21 protein-coding genes are annotated in these 18,057 nt (G+C 66.3%); 10 read left to right on the forward strand and 11 right to left on the reverse strand.

What is annotated here, in order from left to right:
* Positions 1-87 precede the first annotated feature (87 nt).
* Both BLR19_RS07645 and BLR19_RS07650 read left to right on the forward strand, forming a co-directional pair.
* Complete coding sequence (locus BLR19_RS07645) at positions 88-405, forward strand: hypothetical protein (protein WP_039248149.1); 318 nt, start codon at positions 88-90, stop codon at positions 403-405.
* 78 nt (positions 406-483) lie between these two features.
* Positions 484-1,470 carry an SDR family oxidoreductase gene (locus BLR19_RS07650; RefSeq protein WP_091749328.1) on the forward strand — a complete coding sequence of 329 codons (987 nt, stop codon included), beginning with the start codon at positions 484-486 and terminating at the stop codon, positions 1,468-1,470.
* A 42-nt stretch (positions 1,471-1,512) separates the two neighbouring features.
* Here the strand turns inward: BLR19_RS07650 and BLR19_RS07655 are convergent, their stop codons facing one another.
* The 6 genes from BLR19_RS07655 to BLR19_RS07680 all read right to left on the reverse strand — a co-directional run bounded on the left by BLR19_RS07655 (position 1,513) and on the right by BLR19_RS07680 (position 7,520).
* On the reverse strand, positions 1,513-1,797 hold the full coding sequence (locus BLR19_RS07655) for a GNAT family N-acetyltransferase (RefSeq protein ID WP_052689639.1): 285 nt from the start codon (positions 1,795-1,797) through the stop codon (positions 1,513-1,515).
* Between the two features lie 66 nt (positions 1,798-1,863).
* Positions 1,864-2,247 (reverse strand): hypothetical protein, encoded by a 384-nt coding sequence (locus BLR19_RS07660; protein ID WP_091749331.1) that lies wholly within the window; start codon positions 2,245-2,247, stop codon positions 1,864-1,866.
* Between the two features lie 10 nt (positions 2,248-2,257).
* Entirely contained in the window at positions 2,258-2,914 is a 657-nt protein-coding gene (locus tag BLR19_RS07665; protein ID WP_218119371.1) for a hypothetical protein, read from the reverse strand.
* An 82-nt stretch (positions 2,915-2,996) separates the two neighbouring features.
* Positions 2,997-3,410 carry a dihydroneopterin aldolase gene (gene folB, locus BLR19_RS07670; RefSeq protein ID WP_176758305.1) on the reverse strand — a complete coding sequence of 138 codons (414 nt, stop codon included), beginning with the start codon at positions 3,408-3,410 and terminating at the stop codon, positions 2,997-2,999.
* 3 nt (positions 3,411-3,413) lie between these two features.
* Positions 3,414-4,175 (reverse strand): SDR family oxidoreductase, encoded by a 762-nt coding sequence (locus BLR19_RS07675; protein ID WP_091749337.1) that lies wholly within the window; start codon positions 4,173-4,175, stop codon positions 3,414-3,416.
* Between the two features lie 267 nt (positions 4,176-4,442).
* Positions 4,443-7,520, reverse strand: coding sequence for a TonB-dependent receptor (locus BLR19_RS07680; RefSeq protein WP_367118050.1), 3,078 nt, complete (start codon positions 7,518-7,520; stop codon positions 4,443-4,445).
* A gap of 245 nt (positions 7,521-7,765) precedes the next feature.
* Here BLR19_RS07680 and BLR19_RS07685 point away from each other — a divergent pair, with 245 nt between their 5' ends.
* Genes BLR19_RS07685 through pgsA form a run of 6 tightly spaced genes read left to right on the forward strand, consistent with a single transcriptional unit; the run spans position 7,766 to position 12,848 of the window.
* Positions 7,766-8,236 (forward strand): NUDIX domain-containing protein, encoded by a 471-nt coding sequence (locus BLR19_RS07685; RefSeq protein ID WP_091749340.1) that lies wholly within the window; start codon positions 7,766-7,768, stop codon positions 8,234-8,236.
* 60 nt (positions 8,237-8,296) lie between these two features.
* Positions 8,297-9,151: an alpha/beta hydrolase gene (locus tag BLR19_RS07690; protein WP_091749343.1), complete on the forward strand. Its 855-nt coding sequence runs from the start codon at positions 8,297-8,299 to the stop codon at positions 9,149-9,151.
* 31 nt (positions 9,152-9,182) lie between these two features.
* Positions 9,183-9,629 carry a DMT family transporter gene (locus BLR19_RS07695; RefSeq protein WP_091749346.1) on the forward strand — a complete coding sequence of 149 codons (447 nt, stop codon included), beginning with the start codon at positions 9,183-9,185 and terminating at the stop codon, positions 9,627-9,629.
* Positions 9,630-9,645: 16 nt separating this feature from the next.
* Positions 9,646-11,514: an excinuclease ABC subunit UvrC gene (gene uvrC, locus BLR19_RS07700; RefSeq protein ID WP_091749349.1), complete on the forward strand. Its 1,869-nt coding sequence runs from the start codon at positions 9,646-9,648 to the stop codon at positions 11,512-11,514.
* Positions 11,515-11,535: 21 nt separating this feature from the next.
* Entirely contained in the window at positions 11,536-12,159 is a 624-nt protein-coding gene (locus BLR19_RS07705; protein ID WP_055753092.1) for a carbonic anhydrase, read from the forward strand.
* Positions 12,160-12,203: 44 nt separating this feature from the next.
* Positions 12,204-12,848, forward strand: coding sequence for a CDP-diacylglycerol--glycerol-3-phosphate 3-phosphatidyltransferase (pgsA, locus tag BLR19_RS07710; protein ID WP_026108402.1), 645 nt, complete (start codon positions 12,204-12,206; stop codon positions 12,846-12,848).
* Here pgsA and BLR19_RS07715 read toward each other — a convergent pair.
* Together BLR19_RS07715 and BLR19_RS07720 are read right to left on the reverse strand one after the other, a co-directional pair.
* Positions 12,845-13,360 carry a retropepsin-like aspartic protease family protein gene (locus BLR19_RS07715; protein ID WP_091749352.1) on the reverse strand — a complete coding sequence of 172 codons (516 nt, stop codon included), beginning with the start codon at positions 13,358-13,360 and terminating at the stop codon, positions 12,845-12,847. The two genes, pgsA and BLR19_RS07715, sit on opposite strands and share 4 nt — an antisense overlap.
* Positions 13,361-13,435: 75 nt before the next feature.
* Positions 13,436-13,657 carry a DUF1289 domain-containing protein gene (locus BLR19_RS07720; protein WP_091749355.1) on the reverse strand — a complete coding sequence of 74 codons (222 nt, stop codon included), beginning with the start codon at positions 13,655-13,657 and terminating at the stop codon, positions 13,436-13,438.
* Between the two features lie 156 nt (positions 13,658-13,813).
* On the opposite strand from BLR19_RS07720, the gene BLR19_RS14815 reads away from it, so the two are divergent.
* Positions 13,814-13,966 (forward strand): hypothetical protein, encoded by a 153-nt coding sequence (locus BLR19_RS14815; RefSeq protein WP_017505113.1) that lies wholly within the window; start codon positions 13,814-13,816, stop codon positions 13,964-13,966.
* Between the two features lie 116 nt (positions 13,967-14,082).
* On the forward strand, positions 14,083-14,880 hold the full coding sequence (locus tag BLR19_RS07725; RefSeq protein ID WP_091749358.1) for a crotonase/enoyl-CoA hydratase family protein: 798 nt from the start codon (positions 14,083-14,085) through the stop codon (positions 14,878-14,880).
* A 9-nt stretch (positions 14,881-14,889) separates the two neighbouring features.
* Here BLR19_RS07725 and BLR19_RS07730 read toward each other — a convergent pair whose 3' ends face one another.
* From BLR19_RS07730 to BLR19_RS07740, 3 genes are read right to left on the reverse strand one after another with little or no spacing between them, the layout of a single operon-like run.
* Positions 14,890-15,894, reverse strand: coding sequence for an HlyD family secretion protein (locus BLR19_RS07730; protein WP_039248126.1), 1,005 nt, complete (start codon positions 15,892-15,894; stop codon positions 14,890-14,892).
* A gap of 34 nt (positions 15,895-15,928) precedes the next feature.
* Positions 15,929-16,684 (reverse strand): ABC transporter ATP-binding protein, encoded by a 756-nt coding sequence (locus BLR19_RS07735; protein WP_055805773.1) that lies wholly within the window; start codon positions 16,682-16,684, stop codon positions 15,929-15,931.
* Entirely contained in the window at positions 16,681-17,853 is a 1,173-nt protein-coding gene (locus BLR19_RS07740; protein WP_055805778.1) for an ABC transporter permease, read from the reverse strand. Before BLR19_RS07740 ends, BLR19_RS07735 begins: the two co-directional genes overlap by 4 nt.
* Between the last annotated feature and the right edge of the window lie 204 nt (positions 17,854-18,057).

Here is an 18,057-nt window from a genome sequence, read left to right on the forward strand (position 1 = left end):
GCCGCCACAACCGCTACGGCGGCGCTCGACGAAAACGCCAATCGGCCGCACTCTATCTCCCTGACCTTTGCGGGGAGACGTGATTCCATGGCCAAATCCACCGGTTCCGACGCCAAGCCTGACCTGCGGCTCGTCGCGGCCGAGGCCGAGATCTACGACCTGATGAAAGCGCCTGAAACCACCGCCGATCGCGTTAAACGCCTTCAGCTCGAAGCCCACGCCCTGGCTTTGGAAGAGATCGAAGGTCTGGAAAAGCTGTTGCTCGAAGCGGCCGCCAAGGCCAAGGCCATAGCGGACGGCGGCGACGCCTATCCGGTCGGCGCGCGTGAGATCGCCTCGCGCCTCGCCGCCGATCTGCCGACGAAGGCCGAGACCATCAAGACCATCGTCCACCGCGTCGGCTGAAAACCGAAGCTGGGCGTTCGGAACGACACGCCCGCCCGTCCGCTTTCCTGAAGACCCCCTCTTCAGGAGACGACATTCATGGACGACCGGACCCACACGCGCGCCGAAGACATCGCCGATCAGGAACGCGCCATCCAGCGCGACATCGACGCCAGGGATAAGGCGTCGGGCGATGACAAACCCTCCGGCGCGATGCAGGCCGGCGCCCGCCCCTACCCCGAACCGCCCTTCCCCAAACAGCATCAGACCAAGCCGGGCGACGAGGCCGCGCTGGATCCCGCGCCCCTTTACGACGCGCCCTTCTGGAAGGGGTCGGGCAAGCTGGACGGGTTCGCCGCCCTGATCACCGGCGCCGATTCCGGCATCGGCCGCTCGGTCGCCGTCCTGTTCGCGCGCGAGGGCTGCGACGTCGTCATCTGCCATCTGGACGAAGACGCCGACGCCGAAACCACCAAGGCCGCCGTCGAGGCCGAGGGTCGCCGCGCCGTGGTGCTGAAGGGCGATGTTTCGGACCCCGCTTTCGCCGAGATGGCGGTCAAGGCCACGCTCGACGCCTTCGGCCGCCTGGACGTCCTGGTGCCCAACGCCGCCTTCCAGGAACACGTCCCCGCCTTCGAGGACCTGACCTACGAGCATTTCGACCGCACGCTGAAGACCAACCTCTACGGCTATTTCAACATGACCAAGGCGGCGGTCCCGCACATGAAGGCCGGCGGCGCTATTGTCATGACCGGCTCGGTCACCGGTCTGATGGGCAACAAGGATCTGCTGGACTATTCGCTGACAAAGGGCGGCATCCACGCCTACGCCCGTTCGCTGGGCACGCATCTGGCGCCGCGCGGCATCCGCGTGAACGTCGTCGCGCCGGGCCCGGTCTGGACCCCGCTGAACCCCGCCGACAAGGACGCGGACGCGACCTCGAAGTTCGGCGCCGACACGGTGATGAAACGCCCGGCCCAACCCGAAGAGATCGCGCCCGCCTACGTTTTCTTGGCCTCGCCGCAGATGTCCAGCTTCATCACCGGCGAGATCCTTCCGATCATCGGCGGCTACGTCGGCGGTTGAACCGAAACCGCCGCCCTGCGATCGCGGGGCGGCGGTTTTTTCTCAGGCCAGCACATCGTCGTAATCTGGGTGCCGCTTGTGCCAGGCGACGGCGTAGCTGCAACGGGGAAACAGCTTCAGTCCAGTCTGGCGCGCATGATCGGCCAGCGACTGCATGAACCGCCCGGCTGCGCCCGATCCGCGCAGCGACGGCTCGGCCTCGACATGCAGGATGATGCGGGCATCGCCCTTTACGGCATAGTCGGCCCAGACCAGACCCGCGCCCTTGTCGTCGTCGAACGCCTGTTCGAACCGGTTGTCGCCTTCGACGTCCTTGAACTGTCCCATCGGGTTCTCCTTTGGCGGATCAACCGCCAAGGCCGCCGGGACGTTCCGCGAGCTTCAGATCGGCCCTTAGATCGGCTTGTCGTTCAACAGGTTCAGGAGGCCGATCACGCTCTTGACCGTGAACCAGACGCTCAGCAGGAACCAGACCAGCAGGAACAGCAGCAGGAACGGAATGCCGATCAGCACGACCGACGCCAGGGCGCTGACGAACACCCCGACCCAAGCCGCGATGGTCCACCAGAACACGGACCAGAACAGCCGGATTTGCGCCTCGATATGCTGGCGCGCCACGCCCGTCGCCGTGCCTCGCGTGACATAGGCGACGACCAGCCCGACCAGCACCAGCAGGTTTGCGCTGGGGATCGACAGGATGAACAGGGCCCAGGCGATCAGCGCCCCGACCTTGCCCTCGGACGGCTGCCCGGCGATGAAATTGGGTTCGTTCGTCATCGGCGGTCCTTCAGAACAACAGGCTGCGGGGGTGGGGAACGGCCTGCCCGCTCTTCAGTTTCAGCACCCCGAACGCGCCGCGCGCCAGGACCCAGATCGCCAGGGCGAACAGCACCAGCACGCCGATATTGACCACGATCAAAAGGGCCCCGACGACCGCCGCCCCGACGGCTCCCAGAATGGTGCGCTGCTGATAGACGGCGTGGCTGTGCTCCAGCGGATCCGTCGCCCCGTCGCGCCGCATCACCGCCAGCAGCGCCACCAGGCACGACACGCCCAGCGTCGGCACGGCCAGCAGGATCAGCACATAGACCGCATAAAGTCGCATCGGCACGACCGGTCCTTCACGGCGCGGCGCAGCCTCGGCCGTCAGACGCTGGCGGACCGCGCGCACGGCCGGCGCCGGCTCGGCATCAACGGGCGTCGGCTCGGACCGGGGCGGAAACGGCGCCGTCGGCCGGGTCGTCGGACCAGATCGGTCGAAAGGCCCCGGCTCGGGCGGGTCGAACAGGTCTGGTTCGCGCTCCTCGGCGGTAAACGGCTCCGGCTGGCGCTCGCGCGCACGGCCCGCCAGCGACGCGGGCGAGACGAAGCCGACCTCGGCGTCATGATCGTGGTCGTGATCGCGGGGCGCTGCTGGGTCTTTCGGATCGCCGGGTTCGGCCATGAACAACGCTTCTGTCACGCCGGACGCCCGGCTGGAATCTGCCGACGACAATGGCGGTCGGCGCGGCGCGAAGCAACCGCCCTTACCGCCCCAGCACGATCTCGCAGCCCGGCGCCGCCACCGCCGCCAAGGCGCCCGGCTTTTCGATCCGCACCGTGGCCCGCTGCACGCGCTTGTCCTCCAGGCACGCCCGCGCCAGCCGTTCGGCGAAGGTCTCCACCAGCCCCACATGCCCCTCGGCGGCGATGGCGCGCGCGGCGTCGGCCACGGTCTCATAGTTGATGGTGTCGCCCAGCCGTTCGATCGGACGCGGCTCCAGCTCCAGCGTCACATCGATCACCAGCCGCTGCAGCCGCCCCTGCTCGTGGTCATAGACCCCGATCCCGGCCTCGACCTCCAGCCCGCGCACGAACACGCTCAGCCGCTCGAAACGCAGCGGCCCGAAACGCAGCGGGTCGTCCGCCGGAGCCGGCGTCGCCAGAGGAGAGGAAACCACGCGCTACTCCTGGATGTCGGGCGTGCGCCAGGCCAGATGCTGGCCCCCGTCGACGGCGATCATCTGGCCCGTGACCATCCGGGCGTCAATCAGCCACAGCACCGCCTCGGCCACCGCTTCGGGGCTGCCGGGCGTTTCCAGCAAGGTGGCGCGCGCCTCGGCGGCGAACTCTTCGGGAGTCTGATGGATGGACGGCAGGGTCGGCCCCGGCCCCACCCCGTTGACCCGGATGCCCGGCGCCAGCGCCTGGGCCAGGGTCTGGGTCGCCCACCACAGGCCGTTGCGCGACAGGCTGTAGGAGAAGAAGCGCGGATCCGGCTTCAGCACCTTCTGGTCCAGCAGATTGACGACGGCCCCCTCGACCGCTTGCGCCGCGAACGCCTCGGCCAGCACGATCGGCGCCCTCAGATTGGTGTCGAGATGCAGGTCCCAGCTGTCGCGCGTCAGCCCGCCGATCCGGTCGTCCTCGAACACCGAGGCGTTGTTCACCAGCACGCTGACCGGCCCCAGCGCCTCGACCGCCGCGGGGATCAGCGCCCGCACCCTGGCCTCGTCCGTCAGGTCCGCTTGCAACAGGCACGCGCGCCGACCCAAGCCGGCGATCTCTTCGGCCAGGGTCCGGGCGTCGTCGCCCGACGCATGATGATGGATCGCCACGTCGAAACCGGCCTGGGCCAGCTTCAGACAGATGGCCCGCCCGATCCGCCGTGCCGCGCCCGTGACCAGGGCGACGCCCCGCTCAGAGCGAGCAGCCGCCTCAGTCAACCCGACCGAACTCGAACACGTTGAACGCCGCCAGAACGGCGATGAAGCCGAAGATGATGCCGAGAGCCAGCATGGAATGCTCCTGTTGTCGGTCCTGGCTTAGAGCGGGACGGGGCGGGGTTCAAGCCGAACGACAGATGGTCCCGGTCTTCGTCCCCCTGCGCAACGCAAAAGAAACGGCGGCCGGAAGTTTTCCGGCCGCCGCAGCTGAGGTTTGAAGACAAGCCGGGCGCAGACGGCAAGCCGCGACGCCCAGCCTGATTTTCATCAGAAGGTGTAGCGAACACCCAGATAGGCACGACGCGGTTGAACCCACGCATTGGCTTCACCGAAGGCGTACTGACCGCTGCCCGCGACCAGCTTCTGCTCGGCGGTGGCGGCCTGGTTGTCCAGGATATTGAAGATGTCCAGGAACAGTTCGGCGTTTCCGATCGGCAGCGGCCGCTGATAGCGGAAGCGCATATCGAAGGTGTAATACGACGGACCCGTCGCCGAACCGACGTTGTTCGGCAGCACGAAGGTGTCCTGCACACCGCCCGACGTCGAGCCGTTGTCCATCAGCGGCAGATAGCGACCGCTGATCAACTGCGCCGGCGTATAGAGCGCGCCGCTGTTCCAGTTGAAGACGCCCGACACCTGAAGACCGAAGTTAAAGTCGTACGAGGCATACGCCTTGAACTGGTGTTCGATGTTGCCGGGTTGCGGTCCGTACATATTGGGCGCGCGGGGGTCGAGCGCGATCCAGTCGCCCTGGAAGTCGGCGTTGGAGTCGGAGTTCGAGTTCCCTTCGGCCTTGTTGTACGTGTAGGACGCCTGCCCCTGCCAGTTGTCGGTCTTGAACTTGGTGACCGTGACTTCGAAGCCGGTGTAGTTGCGCTCTCCGCCCGGCAGCGTGCCGATGACGTAGTTCGAGTTCGGCTTGGATGCGTAGCCGAAGTACGAATACGGCAGATAGTAGAACGATCCCGGATAGGCGTAACCGAAGGGCGCCGTGGCGGCCGTCAGCGTCGGGTCGGAATACAGCGTCAGATCGAAGTCTTCCAGAATGTCGCGCGTCTCACGACGCGTGACCGTCGCGGTCAGGCCAACGCTCGAGCCCAAGGTGGTCGATGCGCCCAGCATGAACTCATCGGTGTAAGGCGTCTTGGTCGCTGGCGAGAACAAGGCGTCCGGCGTGGTTGCGCCGCCGCGGGTCCGGAAGGTGACCCAGGTCCCGTTGATGTTGATTTGCTCTTCATCGACCGGACCGGTCAGGGCGCCCGCGAAGTCCGACATGTTGTTGCGGATGGGGTCGTAATAGCGGCCCGCGAAACCGAACACCTTCGAACGACCGTCTCCGAGCACGTCATAGACGACGCTCAAACGCGGCGCATATTCCCAATCGAAGGTCGCCGTCTTGGAGCCGTCAGAGGCGAAATGCTCCCACTTCTCGGCCCGCACGCCAGCGTTGACGGTCAGTTGGTTGAGAGTCCAGGTGTCCTGCAGATACAGGCTCTGGCCTTCGCTCTTGACCTCGTAAGGCGCGCTGATCGTGCGCAGGGCGCGATACACGTTGACGTTGCCGTAGGGCGCGCCGGCCGTGTTGGTGAAGCGATAGGCGTTCAACTCAGCCTGAGAGACAGTGCCGTCCAGGTTGGTGTCGACCGCCGCACGCGCCGTGGCGTTACCTTGGATCGCGGCCAGAACTCGCGCATTGTCGGCCTGCACGATCGCACGACCAGTCCATGCGTTCGCGCCGCTGGCTGTCGTGTAATCGAGATAGGTCGTGCCAGAATAGATCGGGGCCAGCGACTGATAGGTCACGCCGCCTGGGACGGTACTGTCTTCCTCATACACGTTCTCGGTGTTGATATAGCCGCCTTTGAAGGTGTGGCTGCCAAAAGCGGTGTCGAGATAGTATTCGAAGTTCAGGCCGAACTCGTCGCGGTTGCGATGCGTCTCCACGTTCTGCCCCACGCCGCCAAGCTGGCGCTGAGCCAAGGTCGATCCGGCCGCGTTCCGGAAGGTGACCGTGTCGGCGACGGACTGGTCCGCTGCTGTCGTCGTAACCTCGCCTTCGTGACGGAACCAGTAGGCGCCCAGTTGTAGGTCGCCCCACGTCCGGCCGTATTCTACCTTATAGTTCTTGCCGCCCTGCTCCTGTGCCCGATCCCGGTTATTCAGGGTGGCGGACGAGTTGGAGCCGCTGATGCTGGTCGGATCATCGAAATAGCTGGCCGTCAGACGGTCGTCGTCCGTGATCTGCCAGGTCAGCTTGCCGAAGGTGTATTCGCCGTCATTGGTGACGGTGCGCAGCACATTGCCGCTGTTGACGTCCAGAACCTCATCTTCACGGTGCTTCTTCTGGTACGAACCATAGAACCACAGACGATCGCGGATGATCGGCCCGCCCAGGGTCGCGGCTGTGTCATAGGTAGAGAAACCGCCCGAAGTGGTATGCTCGTCCTTGGCCACCAATCCATCGTTCTGGAAGTAGTAGTTTAGCGAACCGTGGAACTCGTTGCCGCCGGACTTGGTGACGACGCGCGAGATCAGACCGGACCCACCAGCATATTCGGCGGGCACGCCGCTGACGATGACCTGTTGTTCCTGAATGATTTCCGAGTTGAAGTTGGTTCCGAACGTCCCGGTCGACGGGTCGGTCACGTCGACGCCGTCCAGATAGTAGACGTTATCGGTCGAAGTGCCGGTCGCACCGCCGATGTCCGAATAGTTGATGCCGGAGCGCGAGGACGGGTTGCCGCCGCTTGAGGGCTTAACGCCGGGAACCAGTTGCAGATAGCTTTGATAGCTGCGCCCCGTCGGCAGCGACTCGACCACGCCGAGGGTCAACGTCGTTCCAACCGTCGCAGAGGTGACGTCCACCGAGGCCAGCGACGTGCCGGTCACGACGATATCGCCCAGGGTCGAGACGTCGCCCCCTTTAAGGACATAACCGAGAGAGCGCTCTTGACCGCTGACAACGGCGACGTTGTTCGCAGTGAAGGCATCATAGCCCGGCGCGACGACATTGACGGAGTAGTTGATTGCAGGATCCAGGCCCGAAAGGCGCACGAAACCGGCAGAGTCCGTCACTCCGCTTCGCGTCACCAAACTGACGGAAGAATTAACGGTCACCGTTGCGCCAGCCACGGGCTGACCACCCGCCTGGATGGAAATGCGAAGCGCGCCCGTCTGAGACTGCGCGTGCGCCACGCTTGGAAGGGCGACCAGCGACATGACGGGAATCGCGGCCAGCAAGGCGCCGCCTACGACGGTGCTGGCCAAAAGGCGTTGACGGATACTGCGACTATTCAAAACGAACCCCTCCTTGAAAAGAGCCCGACGACCGATCGACATCCCCATGCCGATGGCCCCCGGCGCACACCCAGGGCGGGTGTGGTGAAAGGGAGCCTAAGCAGACGCGCCGCATTCGCCACGATTATTACACGACCGTCATAAAACAGCGTCACGCCGTGCCAATATTGCCACGTATAAGCCATACTTTGGATTGCGACGTTATAACAGATCGATTTTCCACTGCAGTTTGCGCCCCTAAATGGATACGCTAGTGCTCAAACACGCCAAGTTTCCTTAGAGTTGGCTCACCCATGACCTGGCGCATCCACGTCGAACCTTTCACCCGCCCACTGTTTTTCGCCTGGTCGCGGCTGACGCGGGGCAAGACGCTGGGCGTGCGGGCGGTGGCGGTGGATGCGCAGGGGCGGGTGCTGATGGTGCGGCACACCTATCTCAAGGGCTGGTGGCTGCCGGGCGGCGGGGTGGATCGGGGCGAGACGACGCACGCCGCCGTGGTGCGCGAACTGCGCGAAGAGGCCGGTCTGGTCGCGCGCGGGGCGCCGCGCCTGATCTCGATCCATTCCAACGAGCGGTTCTTTCCCGGCGATCACGTCGCCGTCTTCCGCATCGACGCCTTCGATGTCGGCCAGCGCACCAGCCACGGCGAGATCGCCGAGATCGGCTGGTTCTCGCCCCCCGCCCTCCCGGACGACGTGAATCGGGGCTGTCGCGCGCGTCTGGCCGAGATCTTCGACGGCGCCCCGCCCGAGCCGGACTGGTGAGACGGAAATCGCCCCTCGCTCCGTTGCAGAACGGTCAAGCCTGTTCGGAAGGATCGCACCATGCCTCTCTCGCGTCGCCTGGCCCTTATCGGCCTGGCCGTCAGCGCCACCCTCCCCGCTCACGCCCTCGCCCAGACCCGCAGCGATCGTCGACAGGCGCCCACCGGCCCGGTTGTCGCGCCCGCCCATACCTTCACCTTCGGTCCCGACCCGCTTCAGGCCTATGATCTCTATGCGGACAGAGGGGCGGGACCGATCCTGATGTTCGTCCACGGCGGCGGCTGGTCACGGGGCGAACGGACCAATGTCGCCGCCCTGCCTGATTATGCTCAGCGCCACGGCTTTACTCTGGCCTCGACCAGCTATCGGCTGGCTCCCGCCGTCAGCGCGCGCGAGTCGGCTCTGGATGTTGCTGCCGCTGTCGCTGATCTGAAGCGCCGCCTGCCCGGACGGCCGGTCTATCTGCTGGGCCATTCGGCCGGGGCCCATCTGGCCGCGCTGGTCGGAATCGATCCCGAATACCTCGACGCAGTTGGGGCGAAGCCCTCGGATCTGGCGGGGGTGATCCTGCTGGACGGGGCCGGCTATGACGCCACAGCCGCGCGCGGGACCGGCCCGGTCGATCAGTGGCTAGGCCGGACCTACGATCAGGCGTTCGGGGATCAGGCCGCCGCCTTGTCGCCTACTCTGCTTATCCGCGCCGGCGTGGCCTATCCGCCCTTCCTCATCTTCCACGTCGCCCGCCGCCAGGATTCGACAGCCCAGAGCCGCGGCCTGGCTGAGGCCCTGATCCAGGTCGGGGGACGCGCCGAGGTCATCGCCGCGCCGGACGACAGCCACATGACCATCAAGCGCGACTTCGGGGTCGCCGGCGATCCGGAAGGGGAACGCGCCGCCCGCTTCATCCGGGGGTAACAATCGGCGAGCGCCATGCTAGCCAAGGGCCATGAACCCGTCCCTGCTCGCCATCCTCGTCGTCATCCTGGCCGGCGGCGCCACCGCGCTTCAGGCCCCGACCAACGCCAAGCTGGCGACCTCCGTGGCCTCGCCGGTCAACGCCGCCTTCATCTCCTTCGCGGTCGGCACGACGGTCCTGGGGATATTGGCGGCGATCCTGCACACCCGGCCGGACATGGCCGCGACGCGCGCCCTGCCCTGGTACGCTTGGCTGGGCGGGGCCTACGGCGCCTGTTTCGTGGTCGCCGCCGCCTGGGGCGTGCCGCGCCTGGGCGTGGCCATGACCATCACCCTGATGGTCGGCGGCCAGCTGTTGCTCAGCCTGGCGCTGGATCATTTCGGGGCGCTGGGGGTGCCGCGCCAGCCGCTGAACATCGGCCGCATCGCCGGGGTAGGGCTTGTTCTGGCCGGCGTCCTTCTGGTCCGGCGCTCTTGACCCTATATCGGGCGCGATGACCGAGGAGACGCCTGATTCCCAACTGAAAGCCGCCGCCCTGATCGCCGACGAGGCGCGCCGGGCGCCGGACAAGCCGGGCGTCTATCGCATGTACGGCGAGGACGGCTCGTGCCTGTACGTCGGCAAGGCCAAGTCGCTGAAGAAGCGCATCATCCAGTATGCGCAGGGGCGTTTTCACACCCAGCGCATCGGCCTGATGGTGTCGCAGACCCGGTCGATGCAGTTGGTGGTCACCGCCACCGAGACCGAAGCCCTGCTGCTGGAATCCAACTTCATCAAGAAGCTGAAGCCCCGCTTCAACGTGGTGCTGCGCGACGACAAGTCCTTCGCCGAACTGATGATCCGCCGCGACCACCGCGCGCCCCAAGTCAGGAAGCATCGCGGGGCCCACACCACGCCCGGCGACTATTTCGGTCCCTTCGCCTCGACCTGGGCAGTCAATCGCACGCTGAACACCCTGCAGAAGGCCTTCCTGCTGCGCTCCTGTTCCGACAGCGTCTATGAGACCCGCACCCGCCCCTGCATGCTGCACCAGATCAAGCGTTGCTCGGCCCCCTGCACCGGCCTGATCAGCCTCGAGGACTACGGCGAACTGGTCACCGAGGCCGAACAGTTCCTGCGCGGCAAGTCCCGCGCCGTCATCGGCCGCCTGTCCAAGGAGATGCAGGCGGCGTCGGACGAGATGGACTTCGAACAGGCCGCCCGCGTCCGCGACCGCATCCGCGCCCTGTCGGCCATTGCCATGGAGAACTCGGTCAGCGCCGATAGCGTGGCCGAAGGCGACGTCTTCGCCCTGCATTCCGACGGCGGCCAGGCCTGCGTCCAGGTCTTCTTCTATCGCGCCGGCCAGAACTGGGGCGGCCGCGCCTATTTCCCGCGCGTGGACAAGACCGACACCGATCCTGAGATTTTGGCCGCCTTCCTGGGCCAGTTCTACGAGGACAAGCCGATCCCGCGCCTGATCCTGTCCAACGTGCGCCCGCACGAGCTGGAGCTGCTGGAAGAGGCCTTTTCGATGAAGGCGGATCGCAAGGTCGAGATCGTCCGCCCGATGCGCGGCGAGAAGCTGGCGCTGGTCGACCACGCCCTGACCAATGCGCGCGAGGCTCTGGGCCGCCGCCTGGCCGAAAGCTCGGCGCAGGGCAAGATCCTTGACGAGGTGTGTGAGGCCTTCGGACTGGAGAGCCGGCCCGAGCGTATCGAGATCTATGACAACGCCCACATTCAAGGGACGAACGCGGTCGGCGGCATGGTCGTCGCCGGCCCCGAAGGCTTCCAGAAATCCCAGTATCGCAAGTTCAACATCCGGGGCGAGGATCTGACGCCCGGCGACGACTACGGCATGATGCGCGAGGTGATGCGCCGCCGCTTCGCCCGCCTAGTCAAGGATGAGGAAGAGGGCGAAGACGTCGTCCGCCCCGACCTGCTGCTGATCGACGGCGGTGCGGGACAGTTGGCCGAGGTGCTGGCGGTCATGGCCGACCTGGGCGGGCTGGATGACATCACCGTCGTCGGCGTGGCCAAGGGGCCCGATCGCGACGCGGGCATGGAGAAGTTCTTCATGCCCGGCAAGGCGCCCTTCATGCTGCCGCTGAAGTCGCCGGCCCTCTACTACCTGCAGCGGCTGCGCGACGAGGCCCACCGCTTCGCCAACGGCGCCCACGCCAAGCGCCGCTCGATGGACATCAAGAAGAACCCGCTGGACGAGATCGAAGGCGTCGGCCCCGGCCGCAAGAAGGCCCTGCTGCACGCCTTCGGCTCGGCCAAGGGCGTCAGCCGCGCCTCCCTGGCCGATTTGGTCAAGGTCGACGGCATCAACCAGCCCCTAGCCGTACGCATCCACGCCTTCTTCCGTAAAAGCTGAGCCGGAGCTAAGACACCGACCATGAGCGACATCGAAGACGAACTGACCGCAGGCTATCGCCGCTTCCGCGCCGAGCACTGGCCGACGGCCCGCGCCGAATACGAGACCCTGGCGACCAAGGGCCAGAAGCCGCACACCCTGATCGTGGCCTGTTCCGACAGTCGCGCCGATCCGGCCCTGATCTTCGACGCCAAGCCGGGCGAACTGTTCGTCGTGCGTAACGTCGCCAATCTGGTCCCGCCCTATGAGCCGGACGGCAAGCTGCACGGCGTGTCGGCGGCGCTGGAGTTTGGGGTCAAGGTGCTGGGCGTCAAGCGGATCGTGGTCATGGGCCACGCCCACTGCGGCGGGGTCAACGCCATGATCAACGGCGCCCCTGAAATCGTCGCCGACTTCGTCGCCCCTTGGATCGCCCAAGGCGCGCCCGTCGTCCAGCACGTCGCCGAGACCGTCGCCCCCGACCAACTGGAGCGCGCGGCCGAAGAAGCCATCGTGCGGCTGTCGATCCGGAACCTGCGCACCTTCCCCTGGATCGCCGAGCGCGAAGCCAAGGGCGAACTTCAGCTCAGCGGCCTGCACTTCGGCATCGCCGAGGGCGCGCTGACGGCCCTGACCGACAAGCCCCGGTTCGAACCGTTGGATTGAGCGGCGAACCGTGCCACACCCCGCGCGTTGCAACGGACATGACGATGACCTCCGCCCACCGCGCCAACCCCATCCCCAACATCCTGACCGGACTGCGCCTGGCGGCCGGGGTGGTGATGTTTGCCATGATGGCCGGGGCGGCGCCGGGCGCGCTAGAGGCCTGGCTGTCGCCGGAGACCCAAGGGCGGTTCAGCGTTTGGGCCTTCTGGATCTTCGTCATCGCCGCCTCGACCGACTGGGTCGACGGCTACCTCGCTCGCCGCTGGAACGCGACCACGCGCTGGGGCGCCATTCTGGATCCCATCGCCGACAAGGTGTTGGTGACCGGGGCCATCCTGGGCGTCCTGGCCTCGGGATCCCTGCCCGGCATCGCCCTGCCCTGCGGCCTGATCCTGTTCCGCGAGTTCGCCGTCTCCGCCCTGCGCGAGACGATGGCCGGCCGCATCGAACTGCCGGTCACTCTGGCCGCCAAGTGGAAGACCACGGTGCAAATGGTGGCGCTCGCTGCGCTTCAGCTGACCTTGCTGTGGGGCGCCCTGGGCCTGCAGAACGACGACGGATCGCCGCTGGCCTGGCAGCCGGCGTTCGAATCCTTCGCCATCTTCCTGATCTGGTTCGCCGCCATCATCACCCTGTGGACCGGCTGGCAGTATTTCAGCGAAGCCCGTCGTCAGATGCGCGATCTTTAAGGTCGCAGCGTCAGCCCGGCCGGCGTGGCGGAAAAGGCGGAAAGCCGGCCGAGATAGCTCATGCCCAGCAGGGAGTATTCCAGCCCCTGCTCCACCACCAGGGCCTCGACCCGGTCCACACGCGCGCCCGCGACCGAGATCGTCTTCAGCTGAACCGGCGCGGCGCGCACGACGCCTGATGCGGTCTGAACCTTGCCTGTGAAGGCTTCGGGTTCGGGTTCGACGCCCAGCCTCAGGGCGTCGGCGCGCGTCAGAGCGACCACGCTGGCGCCCGTATCCACCAACACCCGCACCGCCTTGCCGTCGATATTGGCCTCGGCCCAGTAGTGGCCGTCCGCGCCCTTGACCACCTGGGCGTCGGTTCCGGAGGCGCCCACCGCCGTCTCGACCGCGGGCGTCGCCGCCTGGGCCATGCCGTCGCCTTCCAGATGGCGGATCGTCAGCGCCGTGCCGAACGACGCCATGAGCGCGAAGCCGAGGACCACGACAGACTGGGTATCGATGCGAACCATGCCTCTGTCTTAAAGGCGCGGCGTTTTGATGGGGTGAAACGACGTGGCTGACGAAAGCTTAAGCCGCGAACCGCGCTAGCCCAGCTTGGCCGGATCGACCTGACTACGGCGCGACGGCAGGTCGGCCATGATCGCCGCGCGCTCGGCGTCGCTCAGCGCCCGCCAGCCGGCGATTTCCTTCAGGGTGCGAAAACAGCCGAGGCAAAGGCCGCTCTCGCCATCGACCGCGCACACCATGACGCACGGCGTAGCGATGGCCTTGGGCGGTCCGGGCCGGCTCGGGGTCGTCGCGCTCATTGTGACACAGCGGCGAAAATCACTCCGACTCCTGACGAATAAAGTTGCAAATTCACGAAACTGTCTTATATCGGCTGATGACGCGAAACGACTGACGGTGGAATCCCATTGGTACGACGCGTCTCTTTTCATCGTTCTGCGAAAGGAGACGCCAAGATGAACGATAAGGAGCGTAACCTCCAACACGCCATGATGTCCTTCGCCCTTTGGGGCGGGATGCTGGTCAACAGTCGGCATATGCCGTCGAACTCGGGCCGGGTGGTCAGCCATCCGTCCAACTTCGTACCCTATACGATCAAGAAACGCTGACAGCCCGCTCGGCCCTCAGCCTGAAGAAGCCCCGGTCTCGCCGGGGCTTTTGCAATTCCGGGCTTGCCTGACGCGGCGTTCGCGGTCGATGACGGGCGCGAAGACGGAGACGATGCATGGGCCTGATCACCGAAGAGAAGCGGGGCGCGATCCTGATCTGGATGCTGGATCGCGAGGCGCGGCTGAACGCCCTGCCCGATCTGGGCGACGGCGACGAGGTCGCGGCGGCGTGCGAGCGGGTCAATGCTGATCCCTCGATCCGCTGCGTGGTCCTGACCGGCGCCGGGCGGGCGTTCTCGGCCGGCGGCGATCTGACGGCGATGCGGGACGGGCGCGACCTGTTCGAGGGCTCAGGCGCCGCCATCCGCGAACGCTATCGCCGCGTCGTCCACCGGATCGTGCGGTCCCTGTATGGGCTCGAGGTTCCGCTGATCGCCGCCGTCAACGGGCCGGCGATGGGCCTGGGCTGCGACATCGCGGGGCTCGGGGACATCCGCATCGCGTCTGAGCGCGCCAGCTTCGGCGTGCCCTTTCTGAAGCTGGGCATCATTCCCGGCGACGGCGGCTCCTGGCTGCTGCCACGCAACATCGGCTACGCCCGCGCCGCTGAACTGCTGTTCACGGCCCGCTCCATCGACGCCGCGACGGCGGCCGAATGGGGGCTGGTCAATCGCGTGGTCGCGCACGACAGCCTGATGGACGAAGCCCTGGCTGCGGCCGCCCAGGTTGCGGCCCAGCCGCCCCAGGCCCTGCGTATGGCCAAGACCCTGCTGCGCCAGGGCCGCGACACGACCTTCGACCAGATGCTGGAGATGTCGGCGGCGATGCAGGCGCTGGCCCACCTAACCGAGGACCATCAGGAAGGCGTCGCCGCCGTGCTGGAAAAGCGGCCCGGCGATTTCACCGGCCGCTGATCCGACGTCTTATTTCGTCTTCATCGCCTCGCTGGGCCCGACGCCGGCGGCGACCGCGCGTTTGGCCCCGGCGGTCTCGCCCGGCTTCATGAACTTGACCAGCACCCGCTGTCCGATCAGCAGGGGCGCATCGCCGGCCGAGGCGACCACTTCCACCACCCGCTCGTCGCTGCGCTGCGAGGGGTCGTCAGAAGCCAGTTTGCGCGCGCCGAACACGGCGGCCCGACGCATGACCGCGCCGATATAGACCTTGCTGGCGTCGCCCTCGGGGCTGATCTCGACGGCCTGGCCGTCGGTCAGGTTCGGCAGGTCGCTCTCGACCACCTCGGCGCGGACGATGCGCGGCGCGTCGGGTTCCAGATCGAACATGTTGGAGACGTTCAAGGTCGAGGCGCCGGCGCCGGGGTTGGCGTAGCGGCGCACGATCCGGCCGTTGGTCGGCGCGCGGATGACCGTCAGTTCCTGATTGTAGCGGGCCTGATCCAGCTGGGCGCGCGCGGTCTGGACGGCGGCGACCTGCGACCCCAGACGCGCCTGGGCGGTGGCGATGGCGTCCTGGGCCTGGTCCATGCGCTGGGCGGCGACGAAGTTGGTGGCGACCAAGCGTTGCAGGCGCTCCTGCTCGCGCTGGGCGGTGCGGATGTCCACGCGGATCTGGGCCAGTTGGCTTTCGGCCTGGCTGACGGCGGCGGCCGCAGCCTGCACCGCCAGACGCGCCTCGTCGTCTTCCTGACGGGCCAGGATCTGACCGGCGACGACGCGATCGCCTTCCTGAACCAGAACGTCACGCACGATGCCGCCGCGACGGGCCGCGATCTGGATGATGCCGCCCTCGACGTCGACCTTGCCGTTGGCGATAGCCGCATAGGGGCTGTCGACCTTGGTCGCCGCCGCCTTCTCCTGCTCGGCCTTCTTGGTCTTGGCGGCGGACTGGAACAGCATGAAGCCGACCGCCAGCACGATCACCAGCAGCAGGCCGATCCAGGTGCGTTTTTTCTTCAGAAAGCCGGGCATTGGCGTGTCGTCCTAAGGGAAATCGTCGTGTCAGTTAGTGGGACGCCAGGATGGCGTTCGGATCGGGGATGCGGCGCTGGTCGTCCAGGATCTTGCCGTCCTCGATGTGGATGACCCGGTCGGCCCAGGCCTCCAGGCGTGGATCGTGGGTCACGCAGATGACGGCGGCGCCGTGTTCGGTGGCGGCGCGGCGCAGCAGCTTGATGACCACTTGGCCGTTTTCGCCATCCAGGGCCGAGGTCGGTTCGTCGGCGAACAGGATCTTCGGGTCCTTGGCCAGGGCGCGGGCGATGGCGACGCGCTGCTTTTCACCGCCCGACAAAGCCGCCGGCCGCTGGTGCAGACGGTGGCCAAGGCCCACCTCTTCAAGGGCGATGGTGGCTCGCTTCTTGGCCTGGCCCGCAGTCAGCCCCTGAAACTTCAGCACCGTCTCGACCTGCTGAAGCGCCGTCAGCGCGGGAAACAGGTTGAAGCCCTGGAAGATGAAGCCGCAGTTATCCAGGCGGAACTTGTCGATGCGGCCCGAGGACAGCTTCCACAGATCGTCGACGTCCAACGCGTCCACCCGGCCCTCTTCGGGCTTCAGCAGACCCGACAGGGCTGCGATCAGGGTGGACTTGCCCGAGCCGGAGGGGCCCATGACCATGGTCAGGTCGCCATGCCGCGCATCGAAATCGACGCCTTTCAGCACATCCACCCAGGCCTTGCCGGACTTGAACCGCTTGACCAGGCTTTTGGCCTCGATGGCGAAGTCGCCGTGCTTGCCGTGAACCTTTGTATGAACGTTCATCGCAGCAGGTCCGCCGGTTGGCTGTTCTTGAGGATGCCCAGCGACAGCAGGCCGGACACCATGGCGATGGCGATCAGGCCGATGCCGACGATGATCAGTAGCGACAACGGCAGGGCGATGATCACCGCCCCCATCATCGCCAGCAGCGACACCAGCCAGGTCAGGACAATGGCCGCGATGACGCCTACGACGCCGACCCAGAAGCTCAGCTCGACCACGATCCGACGCAACGACCCCATGCTGACGCCCAGGGCCCGCAGAGAGGCGAACTCCTTGATGTTGGCCATGATGGCGCCGCGCAGGGTCTGCCAGGTGATGGCCACGCCGATGATGATCCCCAGCACGACGCAGCCGCCGATGATGATGACCAGGATGCCTTCCTCGAACATGGCGCCGGCGTTGGCGTCGGCCAGTTGCTGCTTGGTCCACGCCTTCCACTGACCGGCGCCCATGGCGTTCAGCTGGGCCACCACGATGGGCGCGCGGGCCGGATCACGCAGCTTGACCATCAACGGACCGACGCGCGGACCCGTGTCGGCCTGGCCCAGCATCCGCAGGGTGTCGCGCGACATGACCACGCCCGGCTGCATCATGTTGGGATAGCCGCGCGTCACGCCGACGACGGTGACGGTCTGGCCGTTGTACAGAGCCTTGTCGCCCAGCTTCACGCCCAGGGTCGTCAGGGCCGTCTCATCGACCGCCACGGTGTAGGGTTGGCGCAACGCATCGACCAGTTCCTGAGAATAGTCGGTCGGGATGGTCACCGAGCCAGGACGGGTGTCGATGATGCTGGCCTGGACGAACTTCTGACGCGGCGCGCCCTGCGACGCATTGTCCGCCTGGCTCTTGGTCGGATCGACGTTCTTGATGTTCTGGAAGGTCCCGCCGGCGCCGTCCAGCGGCATGACCTCGACTACCTCGGGGTGATTGTAGGCCAGCGGAATGAACCGGCGCGGCACGCCCGACGGTCCGCCGATCAGGCTCTTGGCGCCGGGCTGCATGATGAAGATGTCGGCGTTCGACCGTTCGATCGTCGCGGTGAATCCCTTGCCGATGCCGATGAAGACGCCGGTCATCGCCAGGACCAGAAGCCCCGACAGGGCCAGGGCCATGACCGCCGCCATATAGCGACGCCACTCGAACAGCAGTGTTGATAGCGCAAGCGACATTGTCGTCGATAAACCCCCGGTACTTGCGCCTATCTGACCGTGCGCCCCCTCACCGCCAAGTTAAATCGGGGTAAGGCTTGTGAACCCTTGTCATTGCGGGTTCGAAATCAGGGGATTAAGGGCGTTACAGCCTCTTGGCGCCCACCCTTCGTCGGCGCTAGTTACAACATAACAGATGGGACAGGCCGTCCCACGCTCTGGGAA

The organism is Brevundimonas sp. 374, assembly GCF_900102995.1.
GTDB lineage: Bacteria > Pseudomonadota > Alphaproteobacteria > Caulobacterales > Caulobacteraceae > Brevundimonas > Brevundimonas vesicularis_C.

Coding starts and splice junctions, on each gene's coding strand:
- BLR19_RS07645 (WP_039248149.1), top strand. CDS start 88: ATGGCCAAATCCACCGGTTCCGACGCCAAGCCTGACCTGCGGCTCGTC.
- BLR19_RS07650 (WP_091749328.1), top strand. CDS start 484: ATGGACGACCGGACCCACACGCGCGCCGAAGACATCGCCGATCAGGAA.
- BLR19_RS07655 (WP_052689639.1), bottom strand. CDS start 1,797: ATGGGACAGTTCAAGGACGTCGAAGGCGACAACCGGTTCGAACAGGCG.
- BLR19_RS07660 (WP_091749331.1), bottom strand. CDS start 2,247: ATGACGAACGAACCCAATTTCATCGCCGGGCAGCCGTCCGAGGGCAAG.
- BLR19_RS07665 (WP_218119371.1), bottom strand. CDS start 2,914: ATGGCCGAACCCGGCGATCCGAAAGACCCAGCAGCGCCCCGCGATCAC.
- BLR19_RS07680 (WP_367118050.1), bottom strand. CDS start 7,520: ATGGGGATGTCGATCGGTCGTCGGGCTCTTTTCAAGGAGGGGTTCGTT.
- BLR19_RS07685 (WP_091749340.1), top strand. CDS start 7,766: ATGACCTGGCGCATCCACGTCGAACCTTTCACCCGCCCACTGTTTTTC.
- BLR19_RS07690 (WP_091749343.1), top strand. CDS start 8,297: ATGCCTCTCTCGCGTCGCCTGGCCCTTATCGGCCTGGCCGTCAGCGCC.
- BLR19_RS07695 (WP_091749346.1), top strand. CDS start 9,183: ATGAACCCGTCCCTGCTCGCCATCCTCGTCGTCATCCTGGCCGGCGGC.
- uvrC (WP_091749349.1), top strand. CDS start 9,646: ATGACCGAGGAGACGCCTGATTCCCAACTGAAAGCCGCCGCCCTGATC.
- BLR19_RS07705 (WP_055753092.1), top strand. CDS start 11,536: ATGAGCGACATCGAAGACGAACTGACCGCAGGCTATCGCCGCTTCCGC.
- pgsA (WP_026108402.1), top strand. CDS start 12,204: ATGACCTCCGCCCACCGCGCCAACCCCATCCCCAACATCCTGACCGGA.
- BLR19_RS07715 (WP_091749352.1), bottom strand. CDS start 13,360: ATGGTTCGCATCGATACCCAGTCTGTCGTGGTCCTCGGCTTCGCGCTC.
- BLR19_RS07720 (WP_091749355.1), bottom strand. CDS start 13,657: ATGAGCGCGACGACCCCGAGCCGGCCCGGACCGCCCAAGGCCATCGCT.
- BLR19_RS14815 (WP_017505113.1), top strand. CDS start 13,814: ATGAACGATAAGGAGCGTAACCTCCAACACGCCATGATGTCCTTCGCC.
- BLR19_RS07725 (WP_091749358.1), top strand. CDS start 14,083: ATGGGCCTGATCACCGAAGAGAAGCGGGGCGCGATCCTGATCTGGATG.
- BLR19_RS07730 (WP_039248126.1), bottom strand. CDS start 15,894: ATGCCCGGCTTTCTGAAGAAAAAACGCACCTGGATCGGCCTGCTGCTG.
- BLR19_RS07735 (WP_055805773.1), bottom strand. CDS start 16,684: ATGAACGTTCATACAAAGGTTCACGGCAAGCACGGCGACTTCGCCATC.
- BLR19_RS07740 (WP_055805778.1), bottom strand. CDS start 17,853: ATGTCGCTTGCGCTATCAACACTGCTGTTCGAGTGGCGTCGCTATATG.